Here is a 13057-nt window from a genome sequence, read left to right as displayed (position 1 = left end):
TAATGAAAAATTACGGAATCCTATAGCGCAAAAAGGCCGGTGATTAAATAATCACCAGCCGATGCCATTTACATGGCTAATAAGTTATAGAATATAACTTATTTAAGTTCAACAGCAGCGCCGATTTCTTCTAGCTCTGCTTTAAGTGCTTCAGCTTCTTCTTTAGAAGCAGCTTCTTTAAGTACTACTGGGCAAGATTCAACAGCAGCTTTAGCTTCTTTAAGGCCTAGACCTGTAGCGCCGCGAACAGCTTTGATAGCTTTAACTTTGTTGTCACCGAATGAAGTCATTACAACGTCAAATTCAGTTTGCTCTTCAGCAGCTTCGCCAGCAGCTGGGCCAGCAGCTACAGCAGCAGCTGCAGATACGCCGAATTTTTCTTCCATTGCTTCGATTAGTTCAACAACTTCCATTACTGATAATTCAGCAACTGCTTCAATGATTTGGTCTTTAGTAAGAGACATGAGTCAATTCCTATTAATAAAATTAAATAGTATTACAGCGATTATGCTGCAGATTCTTCTTTCTGGTCGCGAATTGCAGCCAGAGTACGTACAAGTTTGCCAGCTGCAGCTTCTTTCATAGTAGCCATCAGTTTCGCAATTGCTTCGTCGTATGTCGGTAGTGTCGCTAGACGGTCAACTTGAGCGGCTTCAATGAATTCACCCTCAAATGCTAGTCCTTTGATTTCAAACGTTTCATTTGCTTTAGCAAAGTCTTTTAAAAGACGTGCCGCTGCACCTGGATGTTCGTTTGAGAATGCAAGGATAGTAGGACCGGTAAACGTCTCTGTTAAACATGCAAAGTCAGTACCTTCAAGTGCACGACGCGCTAATGTATTACGTACAACACGCAGGTAAACATTGTTAGCACGTGCCTGCGCACGAAGTTCAGTCATTGCACCAACTGTTACGCCGCGAGAATCGGCTGCAACAGCAGACAGAGCAGCTGTAGCAGCTACATTGACTTCAGCGACAATTGCTTGCTTGTCTTCGAGTCTTAATGCCATTTGGTTTTACTCCTGGATTACACTAGGTTTAACCCTAGATAAACACCCCCGCCTATTATTGGCGAGGCACTATTTCGGTAATCGGATCCAGGTAGAATAATTCTGTCTGGGGTCCGGCACCATCTACGTAGGAAATTAAGCAGATAAAAATGTACTGCACCTACGGTCTCGGAAGGGACCTAAGGCCCTCCAAAGTAAGGCCGCAAATTATACAGATAATTTCCGACCTTGTATACTCAAACTACTCGATATATATATATTCAATCAGTTTGGGTATAGCTAAGCGACGCTTAGCTAAAAAAATTAAGCTACCGTAGTATCAATAGTCGCCTGGTCGATTTTAACACCGGCACCCATTGTTGTAGATAGACTAATTTTCTTTAAGTACTGACCTTTAGCGCCAGACGGTTTGCCTTTTTTCAGAGCAACCAGTAAAGCTTCTAGGTTTTCTTTAATCTGTTCAGCAGAGAACGATGCTTTACCGATTGTAGAATGGATAATACCATTCTTGTCGTTACGGTAACGTACTTGACCAGCTTTAGCATTTTTAACTGCAGTAGCAACATCAGGAGTTACAGTTCCAACTTTCGGGTTAGGCATTAGGCCGCGTGGACCTAAGATTTGACCTAATTGACCAACAACACGCATAGCGTCTGGTGATGCAATTACTACGTCAAAGTTCATTTCGCCAGCTTTAACTTGTGCAGCAAGATCGTCCATACCTACGATGTCAGCACCGGCAGCTGTAGCAGCTTCAGCGTTTGCACCCTGTGTAAATACAGCAACACGAACGTCACGACCAGTACCGTGTGGTAATACAGTTGCACCACGAACGTTTTGATCACTACGACGTGAATCAATACCCAGGTTTACTGACACATCAACACTTTCGTTGAATTTAGCTGTTGCTAGTTCTTGAAGAAGAGCAACTGCAGCTGTGATTTCGTATTCTTTAGTCGCGTCAACTTTGTCACGAACGATTTTCATGCGTTTAGATAATTTAGCCATTGTATTAACCCTCTACTTCCAGACCCATAGAACGAGCAGAACCCGCAATACAACGTACCATCGCATCAAGATCGGCACCTGTTAAATCAGTTTCTTTCGTTTTAGCGATCTCTTCAAGTTGAGCAACAGTAACTTTACCCACTTTGTTTTTATTTGGAACGCCAGAACCAGACTTGATACCAGCCGCTTTCTTAAGTAAGAAAGATGCAGGTGGAGTCTTAGTTTCGAAAGTGAAAGAACGATCAGAGTAAACTGTAATTACTACAGGTACTGGAGCGCCTTTTTCAATTGAATCTGTTTTTGCATTGAATGCTTTACAGAATTCCATGATGTTAACACCGTGTTGACCAAGAGCTGGACCAACTGGTGGTGACGGGTTTGCCATACCAGCTGAAACCTGCAGCTTGATATATGCTTGTACTTTTTTAGCCATGATATTACTACCTATGTTTGGGTGTAGCGCTAATTCAGAATGAATTTAGCTTCCCGATTAAAATTTTGTCTCTTATTTACACGGTTTCCCGTGAACAAGATCACAATTAATAACCCTATTAAATCTAACTACAGATTTAATGAATTAATTCTGTATATAAAAGGGCGGCGAATTATAACTATAATTCGCCGCCCTTCACAAGATCTTTTGCTGTTTTTTTAACCTTTATTTATTTCACAGCTCATTTGTAATGACTGCGCCTCTAAATCAGGTTGTCAGTAAATCGTTTACACGCTTAAAGCGGTAAAAAAATTACCCTTTCTCTACTTGAGAGAATTCTAAATCAACAGGTGTTGCACGACCGAAGATAGAAACCGATACTTTCAGGCGGCTTTTATCGTAGTCAACTTCTTCAACTGTACCGCTGAAGTCAGCGAACGGCCCGTCAGTAACACGTACCACTTCACCCGCTTCAAACAAGGTTCTTGGACGAGGGGAATCGTGAGATTCCTGCAGACGGTTTAGAATGTTATCCACTTCTTTTTTAGAAATAGGTGCAGGACGTTCAGCGGTACCGCCGATAAAGCCCATAACACGGTCAATGCTTTTCACTAAATGCCAGCTGTCATCATTCATTGCCATTTCAACTAACACGTAACCAGGAAAGAATTTACGTTCACTTTTACGTTTCTGACCGGCACGCATCTCCACAACTTCTTCAGTCGGGACTAAAATCTGGCCGAAATGCTCTTCCATTTCGTTTAATCTAATATGTTCGATCAATGTTTTTTGAACACGACCTTCATAACCTGAGAAGGCCTGAACAACATACCATCTCTTTTTTTGTACTTCTTCTGACATATTAAACCCTTAAATTGCCGTTGTAATAAATGCAACAACACGAACAAAAATACCATCAAGACCCCAAAGGACCAGACCAACAATGGTTGATACCGCTAGGATAATTAATGTTGTTTGCACTGTTTCCTGACGTGTCGGCCAAACTACTTTACGTACTTCTAAACGAGAATCTTTAGCAAAACCAACGAAAGTTTTACCTTTTTCAGTCATTGCTGCCGAGAAAACAGCAAGTGCGGCCATAAGTAGAAGTACCATTACACGTGCTACTACATGTACACTTTCACCATAGATGTAATTACCAACAATAATGGCTGCTAATAATAAAATTGTCACACCCCATTTAAGCCCGTCAAGTGAGCTTTTGGTGTTTTCAGTATTTGTTGTGCTCATAACTCATTGTATCCACTGTTGAATATTAGATAGTACCGGCCACACTTTTCTGTTGTGGATAGTAAAACGATCTCGCTCGTATTAAGGAGAAAGTAAAAATTGAAGGTGAAATTGTCAGCTTAACAGCAACACCTAAAAATAAAGCACGTCAGTATAAGGATTTTTAGCCGCTTTGTAACGTGATAAAACGAATTTTTCATAAAAAGTACAATGTACACGCCATGACCTGTACTTTAATTAACTCGAAGTCCGCTGAAAAAATTCTTATTTCTGTGCAGATAAAGCAGTGCAGGAGAAATTAACGGCAAACAGGAATCTGCATTATAAGCCGGGTATGCTATATCAGGGATAAATTTCAGACATAAAAAAACCGTTACTAAGTAACGGTTTCTCTAATTGGAGCGGGCAGCGGGAATCGAACCCGCATTATCAGCTTGGAAGGCTGGAGTAATAGCCATTATACGATGCCCGCATAATCCTTGATTAAACAGCAGAAAACAATGTACTTAGATATTGTAACTGCATTGCCGAAGTTTAAAACTCCGACTCTCACAACGTGGCATTGCGAGAAAATATGGTGGAGGGAGGTGGATTCGAACCACCGAAGCTTACGCGGCAGATTTACAATCTGCTCCCTTTGGCCACTCGGGAACCCCTCCAGGACTTAAATGGTGCCGACTACCGGAATCGAACTGGTGACCTACTGATTACAAGTCAGTTGCTCTACCGACTGAGCTAAGTCGGCGCCGTCTAAGTGGTGCGAATAATAGAGAACTTAATGAAACCTTGCAAGCCTTTATTGGTAATTAATCTGCATTTTTTAACTGTTTGCTCAAAAACAAAACAACCTGGCTTTGTTTCGTTTATTTATCCAGCAGAATCCGCTTAACTGCGCAGATTTTTCTGCTTACATTTATCAACAAAGAAGGATTTCTGTTTAAGCACGGACTGTATAAAACGGTTAATCCAAGCAAAAAACACAATCATCAATAAATAACTTCTGCTGATTAAAGGCTTATTTGACCAGACGCAGGGATATTTCACCGCCAATATAGGCTTCCACCTGCCCGTTACACTCTAACAATAAGGCCCCCGTTTCATCAATACCTCGACAGATACCGTTTTTTACCTGATCTGCAATTAATAAATTAACCTGCTTATTGAGGAAACAGTCCAGCTCAAACCAGCGCTTCAAATGCGGGCTTAATCCTGTCTGTTCATATTCCGTTAACAATACTGTTAACTCTTTGATTAAAGCTGCAGTTAACAGGTTACGGTCAACCGTTTCACTGCTTAAAGCAGTTAAATCGGTCCAGGGCTGATCGATAAGCCTGGCCTGCTCAGGAGGCATTCTAACATTAATACCTATACCGATAACCGTATGACAGGCTTCTGTTGCCTGTGCATTCAGTTCTATCAGAATACCGGCAAGTTTTTTTCCCTGATAATAAATGTCATTTGGCCATTTTAGTGAAACACCTTCAATACCCGTTTTTTGTAATGCGTTGACCGCAGCAATACCCACTAATAAGCTCAGCCCGGATACCTTGTCGATGCCGGCGTCAAAGCGCCAGTAAAATGAAAAATACAAGTGCGAAGCAAATGGTGATACCCAGCTGCGTCCGCGGCGCCCTCTTCCGGCTAACTGATATTCAGCAATACAACTCTGTCCGTTACTTAAATCGGGAATGCGGTCTAATATCCACTGGTTGGTTGAATCAACAATCTGCTCAACATGAACAAAATTATTATCGGCGAGCAGAGCAATTTTTTGTTCATCTAAAAGCTCAAGCGGAGCCGCACTCTGATAACCGCGTCCCGGCACTTTATAGATATCTAAACCTATCTCCTGCAGTGCTTTAATATAGTTATTCACGGAAGTACGCGACACGCCTAATAAAGCCCCGATTTTTTCGCCGGAATGAAACTCACCATCTGCTAGTAAGCGTAATAACTTATTGCCCTGCTCATTAAGCTCTGACATTTTTAATCACCTCGCTTAAATTTGTTTCACCCCGGCAGCCCATAAAACGCACCTCGTGCTCCAGTTCGACACTAAACTTTTCTTTTACTGTTGTTCTTACTAATTCAGCTAACTGTACAATATCTAATGCACTGGCATTGTTTTCATTGATAAGGACTAACGCCTGGTTCTGATGCACTGCCGCACCGCCGAATTTTGTTCCTTTAAGACCAGCCTGATCAATTAACCAGCCGGCGGCCAGTTTTACCCGACAGTCCTCTTGCGGATAACAGGGCATCTGCGGATATAATGCAGATAACTTTGCCGCCAGTTCTTGTGATACCACAGGATTCTTAAAAAAGCTGCCGGCATTACCCAGCAGTTCCGGATCAGGCAGTTTTTCACTGCGGATCTGACAGACTGACTGATAAATCTGTTTAGCCGTAACTTTAGCGGATGAATCTAACTCTTTTAACAAACCGTAACGACTATGTGCCTGCCACTGTTTACTCAGCTTCATGGTTACTTTGGTAATTAAAGCCGAGTGCATTGCTGCGGTTTTAAATATGCTGTCACGGTAGGCGAATAAACACTGCTGCGCATTTAACTTAAAAAACTCACCGCTGTTTAAATCAAGATATTCAACCGATTCACAAAAATCTTTAAACTCCGTACCGTAAGCGCCTATATTCTGTACCGGCGCGGCGCCGACAACACCGGGGATCAAGGCTAAATTCTCCAGACCGTCGATACCTTTTTCTATACAGTTTGTCACTAACTGATGCCAGTCTTCACCCGCGGCGGCCTGCACAATATAGTCACTGTCAGACTCTTTAATATCAACACCGGATAATTCAACTTTTATAACTAAACCAGAAAAGTCTTCACAGAATAAAATATTACTGCCGCCGCCTAAGATAAGTACCGGTTTGTCAGCGGCGCGCATCTCTTTTACCAGCGCCGCTAATTCTGCAGCCTGCTTAATATTATTGAAATGAAATAAGGTCTGAGTTTTAGCTTCGATAGAAAAAGTATTAAAAGCCTTGAGCGAGCTATTGGTTTCAATCATTATGGTGCCCTGTTGTAGAAGAACAAATAGTTTACCTGATCACCCGGGTGAAACAAAAATAATAAAGGGGGTGTTTTGCAGTCGTCCGATTTACAGTTTATTGAACTAGAAAAGCTTAAGCTTCCTTTGGTAAATCAGTTTTATAAACGAGTTTATAAAAAAGGGCTGGCCGGCAAAGATGAAGCAGTATTTGTTCTTAAAGGTAAGCAGATAATCTGCAGCGCTAAGTTAAAAACACTTGATAAGCACCAGCTGCTGACAGGTGTCGCCTGCGATCCAGACCACAGAGGAAAAGGTTATGCATCGCTGTTAATTACAAAAATACTGCTTTTACATAAACAAGTAATTTACTGTTTTCCCTATGCTCATCTGCACTCCTTCTATTCACAGCTTGGGTTTATACTTGTTGATACACAGGCAGCCCCAGAAATTATCGGCAAAAAATACTACTCGTACAGTAAGAACAGAGATCTGCTGTTAATGCTTTATTCGCCGAATAAAATCAGAAAGTCCTGATAACCCTGTTCAGTAAGCTCATCAACAGCAATAAAACGCACTGCAGCCGAGTTAATACAGTAGCGTAATCCGCCCGGAGCAGGACCGTCGGCAAACAGATGGCCTAAATGCGAATCGGCAAGCCGGCTGCGTACTTCGGTACGCGCAGCAAATAACCTATTATCTGCTTTTTCAGTTAACTCTGTATTCTGCAGCGGCTGAGTAAAGCTCGGCCAGCCGCAGTGTGAATCGAACTTATCTAATGAACTGAACAGCGGCTCACCGGAAACTATATCTACATATATTCCAGCGCGGTTATTATCCCAGTATTCATTATTAAAGGGCGGTTCGGTGCCCTCTTCCTGAGTGACGCTGAACTGCATCGCAGTGAGCGTATCACGCAGCTCCTGTGAGCCTGGTTTTTTATAATCACTCATATGATTCTCTTTCTATAATATGTTTGTTATTGATATTACGATCTTCTTATCAGAAATCAAACAGACAAACTGTCTGCGCTGAAGCGTTATTAATAAGAACAACTTGACGCAAATATCAAAACGCGGTATTTATTTATATACATACTAAATCTTTGAGATTAACCGATGAAAACTATTTCTGCACTCCTGCCGGCTTTACTGCTTACGCTTAATGCGTACGGGCCGCGAGTGTCTGACTAAGATCAGTTAAACTCCAGAAACCCGTGCCATGCGCGGGTTTTTTTATACCTGCGTATTAAGGTATATAACCAAATACAATAAAAGGGATTCCATATGTCCGATCAAGTTATTATTTTCGATACGACCTTACGCGACGGCGAACAGGCACTAAGCGCAAGCCTTACAGTAAAAGAAAAACTACAGATCGCATTTGCTCTCGAGCGTTTAGGCGTAGATGTAATGGAAGTTGGTTTTCCGATTTCTTCTCCGGGGGACTTCGAATCGGTGCAGACAATTGCTCAGGAAATTAAAAACAGCCGAGTTTGTGCTTTATCCCGTGCTTTACCTAAAGATATCGATGCAGCTGCCCAGGCTTTAAAAGCCGCCGAAGCATTCCGTATCCATACCTTTATTTCAACTTCAACCATCCACGTTGAAAACAAATTAAAACGCGGCTTTGAAGATGTTCTAGAGATGGGCATTAACGCGGTCAAATATGCGCGTAATTTTACTGATGATGTTGAGTTCTCCTGCGAAGATGCAGGCCGTACACCGATTGATAACTTATGCCGTATGGTGGAAGAAGCAATCAAAGCGGGTGCGGCTACCATAAATATTCCCGATACCGTTGGTTATACCATCCCAAGTGAGTTTGGAGGCATTATCCAAACTTTGTTTAACCGTGTACCAAATATCGATAAAGCAGTTATTTCAGTACATTGTCATGATGATTTAGGCATGTCCGTCGCCAACTCAATTACCGCAGTTGAAAACGGTGCCCGTCAAATTGAATGTACCATGAACGGAATCGGCGAACGTGCCGGCAACTGTTCACTTGAAGAAGTAGCCATGATTTTACACACACGTAAAAATAAAATGGGCTTCTCAACCAGTATTAATCCGGTTGAAATATCACGTACCAGCCAGTTAGTCAGTCAGCTTTGTAATATGCCTATTCAGGCTAATAAAGCGATTGTCGGTGCCAATGCATTTTCTCACTCATCGGGTATTCATCAGGACGGTGTTTTGAAATCGCAGAATACCTATGAAATCATCACTCCGGAAAGCGTTGGTATTTCTACCAACAAGCTTAACCTTACTTCTCGTTCCGGCCGTCATGTTATTCAGCACCGTATGCAGGAATTAGGCTACCGTGACAGTGATTATGATCTTGAAGCACTGTACGCAAGCTTCTTAGAATTAGCGGATAAAAAGGGTCAGGTTTTTGATTACGATTTAGAAGCATTAATGTTCTTTAATCAGCTCAACAGCGAACCGGAATACTACAAACTAGAAAATATTAATGTGCAGTCCGGATCCGGCCTGGTTGCCACCGCAACCATCACCATGAGTATTGGTGATGAGAAAAAAGTTGTCGAAGCAGCCACAGGCAACGGACCGATTGATGCCGCTTACCAGTGTCTAATGCGTATTTCCGGCTTAGATATAAGCATGGACGACTACCAGATCAGCGCTAAAGGTGAAGGTAAAGATGCACTCGGACAGGTTGATATTGTTGCTACTTATAAAGAGCAGAAATTCCACGGCTTAGGTCTGTCGACGGATATTATTGAGTCTTCAGCAAAAGCTATGGTGCACGTTATGAACCATATTCACTTAGCTAAGGCGGTTGAGGTACAGAAAAAGCAGCGCCTGCATACAGAGCAAGTTTAATTTAAAAAGGCGGAACTTGACCGCCTTTGTTTTTATAAGAAGAAGTAATCATGAAAATTATCGTAATTCCAGTAACCCCGTTTGAACAAAACTGCAGCCTAATCATTTGTGAAGAAACCAGCACAGCGGCGCTGGTTGATCCCGGCGGTGATCCGCAGCGCATATTAAGCGTAGTTAAAGAGCAGGGCGTTAAAGTTGATAAAATAATTTTAACCCATGGACACCTCGATCATGTGGGCGGCACAGAGGCCGTAGCGCAGGCTTTAAATATACCTGTTATCGGCCCGGAAAAAGAAGATCTGTTCTGGCTGGAGCAGTTAGAAGCACAAAGCCAGCGTTTTGGATTTCCAACAACCGCCAGCTTTACACCGACAAAGTGGTTAGAAGAGAATGAGATAGTTACAGTAGGTAATATCAAATTGAAAGTCCTGCACATCCCGGGACATACACCGGGGCATGTAGCGCTGCTTGATCAAGCCAGCAGTCAGGTGATTGTTGGTGATATTCTTTTTAACGGCGGCATAGGACGATTTGATTTCCCCCGAGGCAACCAGCTCCAGCTGATCCGGGGTATTAAAGAAAAGTTATTAACTTTACCGGCAGAAACAATCGTTTACCCGGGGCACGGTCCGACAACAACAATCGGCAGAGAAAAAACAGGCAATCCCTTCCTGCGTTAATCTGCTTTTGAGACAAATAACAAAAAAGGGCGTTATGCCCTTTTTTGCATTAAAGCGGGATCACCCTGCCGTTAACGCTGAACTCGCCACGTTCCAGATATGTTTCCAGACTCAAGCTGTTATTTTCATGCTTTAAAAATCCGGTTCTCAGGCCCATTTGTAAAGACTCTGCAACTGCAGGCTCTTCAAGCAGGGAATCAGGTAAAGCTAATTTCGCTTTGCCGTTAACATAATCAAAGAGCATAAACGGATTGCCGATCACCTCCACTAACGGGGCTCCCTGCTGCAGGGTCAGCTGCAGATAACCGTCCACCTCCCCCCAGGGAGTCTGAGAAGATAATTTTGAAAGGTTTAATTCCGCTCCTTTAGCTAACAGATCTTTTAATGCATTTTCTACCAGCTGCTTGTTCTCACTGCTGTTAGCTAAAATATCCAAGGCAGGGGAATATAAGCCCTTTATCTCAAGCTTAATCTGATTATCTGTAAATACTTTTCCCTGTCCGTCATTCATTTCGTAGCGGGCTATCTTCCATTCATTGCTGGTATCAACCGTATCGGCTTTCTGCCCCGCCTGACTGCTGCCTTTTAATTCCAGCCCCTGTAATATCGACTGATAATTTTTCTGCCCGATAATGACTTTTCCAATTTTAGAAAAATATGCATAACTGCCGTTTGTGCTTAAGGATGAAAAATCAGAAAAAAGCTGTACCGACTCAATGGAAAAATCACCACTACTAGTAGCGGCATCTGCCCCTGCCCAGTTAATCTGTGCTGATCCCGAGTAGTCCTGCAGATCCACCTGATAATCCAGCTGTAGAGGCCGACTGCTTATTTTCTCCCGGGCGTTTTCATAACTGCCCGCAGATAAATTTAACCTGCCGCTAAGATTACCAAAAATACTGATCTCTTCCTGAGAATTCAGCCATTTTTCACTGCCGAAATAGTTATCTAATTTTGCGCCAAGTTCACTGTCAGACAGCCTGATATCATTACTTATAACCGCCTTGTACGGATAATGTTTTATGCGGCTGTGAATCGAAAATATAACTGGATTTTCACCTTCTAAGGTTACAGTCACTTCACTGAGAGCATCGGCAGTAAGGAAATTTTTCTCATAACTTATCAGCCTGCTGTTGAGCTCCTGCGGCTGCTGTTTTAGAAAAAGCTTTTCAGTTTCACGGGCGGTCATTTCCCCGACAAAATAGGTACTGGTTAATAAAATAACACCCAAAAAGGATAGTGCACTCAATGTTTTTTTCATTTTTTTATCCGTTCTGATGAAAATTATCTGAAAATATAATACAGTCTGGAGGCCTATTCAGGCTGAGTTCTTGACCTAAAATGTCACAGCCTTGACCTAAAATGTCACGATCTTGCTTCATTATTGAATCAAAACGCTGTAGATTACAATCATTAGAGCACAAATGAGGTGCTCTAAAAATAAAGTATATACCATATTTTTCACGATTATTTTTAGGAGCATTAATGAGTTCACATAAATGGCACTGGCTACATAGCCCTATAACGGGCGGGGTTTTGTTAGTTATTGCAGCAGCAGTTGCACTACTATGGGCTAATATTGCACCCGAGCATTACTATGCTGTCTGGCACAACACCCTGTGGGAAGTTTCTTCAGGCTTCAGTGACAAAGTAAATCAAATCAATCTGCACAAAATCGCCAATGAATTTTTAATGGCAATTTTCTTCTTTTTCATCGGTTTAGAAATTAAGCGCGAACTGTTAGACGGAGAATTATCCAGCGTTCAGAAAGCGGCCCTGCCGCTGTTTGCCGCACTAGGAGGAGTAGTCTTCCCGGCCGGAATTTATTACCTGATCAATATCGGTGAACCAACAGCTAACGGCTGGGGTATCCCTATGGCAACCGATATTGCTTTTGCTTTAGGTGTGTTAGCCATTGTCGGCAGCCGTGTCCCGGTAACCCTGAAAGTATTTTTATCTGCGTTAGCTATCGGCGATGATTTAATGGCCGTAATAGTTATTGCTATTTTCTATACCGAACAGATTTTTGTTAATGAATTACTGGTAGGTTTAGCTGGTTTAGTGATTTTGGCTGTCGCTAACCGTAACGGTGTCCGTAGCCCGCTCTTTTATTACACCATAGGTCTAAGCATTGTCTGGATAAGCTTCTTAGCATCGGGCGTACATGCAACCGTTGCCGGTGTAGCCGTAGCATTCACTATCCCCTCGCGCCGTGAAATATCCATGGACAGTTACCTTGATCAAACCAAGGCACTGCTGAATGATCTAGAGGTTGACCGTCACTGTGAGAAGGATGTCTTAACTAAGCATGCCATTAAAACACTGAAAAAAATCAAAGCAGTAAGCTTTCAGGCAGCCAACCCTCTGCAGCTTAAAGAAGAGGCACTGCACCCTATTTCAACACTGTTTATTGTACCGTTTTTCGCACTTGGTAATGCCGGCGTGATTATAGACAGCAGTATGCTGCAGCAGCTGACCAATCCAGTTGTACTGGGTATTGCAGCCGGTCTGATTATTGGTAAACCTTTAGGTATATTCCTGTTTACCAAGCTGCTGACCTGCCTCAAGTGGGGAGCTTTACCGGAAGGTGTGACCTGGTCTCATGTTATTGGTGCTGGTTTCTTAGCTGGTATTGGTTTCACCATGTCGCTGTTTATTACCGATCTTGCATTTACTGATCCGGAACATCAGATCATCGCTAAAGTTGCAGTCTTTGTTGCTTCCTTGGTATCAGGGGTCATTGGTTATATTCTTTTAATCACGGCCAAACCAATTAACACTGCTAATTGATAACTCAATTTGTTAAGTACAACAATCTG

General features: G+C 42.5%; 14 protein-coding genes and 3 tRNA genes. 4 read left to right on the top strand and 13 right to left on the bottom strand.

Going from position 1 to position 13057, the window contains the following annotated elements; genetic code table 11:
• Positions 1 to 98: 98 nt before the first annotated feature.
• The 11 genes from rplL to murB form a co-directional block, all read right to left on the bottom strand.
• Positions 99 to 464, bottom strand: a complete 366-nt coding sequence (rplL, locus tag G337_RS0106715) for a 50S ribosomal protein L7/L12 (protein ID WP_028863207.1) — start codon at positions 462 to 464, stop codon at positions 99 to 101.
• A 41-nt stretch (positions 465 to 505) separates the two neighbouring features.
• Complete coding sequence (rplJ, locus tag G337_RS0106710; RefSeq protein ID WP_028863206.1) at positions 506 to 1009, bottom strand: 50S ribosomal protein L10; 504 nt, start codon at positions 1007 to 1009, stop codon at positions 506 to 508.
• 303 nt (positions 1010 to 1312) lie between these two features.
• Positions 1313 to 2017, bottom strand: a complete 705-nt coding sequence (gene rplA / locus G337_RS0106705) for a 50S ribosomal protein L1 (RefSeq protein ID WP_028863205.1) — start codon at positions 2015 to 2017, stop codon at positions 1313 to 1315.
• 4 nt (positions 2018 to 2021) lie between these two features.
• Positions 2022 to 2450, bottom strand: a complete 429-nt coding sequence (gene rplK / locus G337_RS0106700; protein WP_028863204.1) for a 50S ribosomal protein L11 — start codon at positions 2448 to 2450, stop codon at positions 2022 to 2024.
• A 312-nt stretch (positions 2451 to 2762) separates the two neighbouring features.
• Positions 2763 to 3311 carry a transcription termination/antitermination protein NusG gene (gene nusG, locus G337_RS0106695; RefSeq protein ID WP_028863203.1) on the bottom strand — a complete coding sequence of 183 codons (549 nt, stop codon included), beginning with the start codon at positions 3309 to 3311 and terminating at the stop codon, positions 2763 to 2765.
• Between the two features lie 9 nt (positions 3312 to 3320).
• A complete protein-coding gene (gene secE, locus G337_RS0106690; RefSeq protein WP_028863202.1) occupies positions 3321 to 3701 on the bottom strand; it encodes a preprotein translocase subunit SecE in 381 nt (126 codons plus the stop codon).
• Positions 3702 to 4098: 397 nt separating this feature from the next.
• A tRNA-Gly gene (locus G337_RS0106685) sits at positions 4099 to 4173 on the bottom strand.
• 103 nt (positions 4174 to 4276) lie between these two features.
• A tRNA-Tyr gene (locus G337_RS0106680) sits at positions 4277 to 4360 on the bottom strand.
• 10 nt (positions 4361 to 4370) lie between these two features.
• Positions 4371 to 4446: transfer RNA gene (locus G337_RS0106675), tRNA-Thr, on the bottom strand.
• Positions 4447 to 4716: 270 nt separating this feature from the next.
• On the bottom strand, positions 4717 to 5685 hold the full coding sequence (birA, locus tag G337_RS0106665) for a bifunctional biotin--[acetyl-CoA-carboxylase] ligase/biotin operon repressor BirA (protein WP_028863201.1): 969 nt from the start codon (positions 5683 to 5685) through the stop codon (positions 4717 to 4719).
• Entirely contained in the window at positions 5672 to 6733 is a 1062-nt protein-coding gene (murB, locus tag G337_RS0106660) for a UDP-N-acetylmuramate dehydrogenase (protein WP_084605302.1), read from the bottom strand. Before murB ends, birA begins: the two co-directional genes overlap by 14 nt.
• A 75-nt stretch (positions 6734 to 6808) precedes the next feature.
• Between murB and G337_RS0106655 the strand changes: the two genes are divergently transcribed.
• Entirely contained in the window at positions 6809 to 7249 is a 441-nt protein-coding gene (locus tag G337_RS0106655) for a GNAT family N-acetyltransferase (protein WP_028863199.1), read from the top strand.
• Here the strand turns inward: G337_RS0106655 and msrB are convergent.
• Positions 7219 to 7665, bottom strand: coding sequence for a peptide-methionine (R)-S-oxide reductase MsrB (gene msrB, locus G337_RS0106650; protein ID WP_028863198.1), 447 nt, complete (start codon positions 7663 to 7665; stop codon positions 7219 to 7221). The genes G337_RS0106655 and msrB overlap by 31 nt on opposite strands.
• 333 nt (positions 7666 to 7998) lie before the next feature.
• Here msrB and leuA point away from each other — a divergent pair, with 333 nt between their 5' ends.
• Complete coding sequence (leuA, locus tag G337_RS0106645) at positions 7999 to 9558, top strand: 2-isopropylmalate synthase (RefSeq protein WP_028863197.1); 1560 nt, start codon at positions 7999 to 8001, stop codon at positions 9556 to 9558.
• A gap of 50 nt (positions 9559 to 9608) precedes the next feature.
• On the top strand, positions 9609 to 10238 hold the full coding sequence (locus G337_RS0106640) for an MBL fold metallo-hydrolase (protein WP_028863196.1): 630 nt from the start codon (positions 9609 to 9611) through the stop codon (positions 10236 to 10238).
• A gap of 49 nt (positions 10239 to 10287) precedes the next feature.
• On the opposite strand, the gene G337_RS0106635 is transcribed toward G337_RS0106640, so the two are convergent.
• Positions 10288 to 11499 carry a DUF945 family protein gene (locus G337_RS0106635; RefSeq protein WP_028863195.1) on the bottom strand — a complete coding sequence of 404 codons (1212 nt, stop codon included), beginning with the start codon at positions 11497 to 11499 and terminating at the stop codon, positions 10288 to 10290.
• A gap of 224 nt (positions 11500 to 11723) precedes the next feature.
• Here G337_RS0106635 and nhaA point away from each other — a divergent pair, with 224 nt between their 5' ends.
• Positions 11724 to 13028 carry a Na+/H+ antiporter NhaA gene (gene nhaA, locus G337_RS0106630; protein ID WP_028863194.1) on the top strand — a complete coding sequence of 435 codons (1305 nt, stop codon included), beginning with the start codon at positions 11724 to 11726 and terminating at the stop codon, positions 13026 to 13028.
• The last annotated feature ends 29 nt before the right edge of the window (positions 13029 to 13057 follow it).

It is taken from the genome of Psychromonas aquimarina ATCC BAA-1526, from assembly GCF_000428725.1.
Taxonomy (GTDB): domain Bacteria; phylum Pseudomonadota; class Gammaproteobacteria; order Enterobacterales; family Psychromonadaceae; genus Psychromonas; species Psychromonas aquimarina.
The sequence above is the reverse complement of the archived record's forward strand: the minus strand, read 5'-3'. Positions and strand labels throughout refer to the sequence as shown.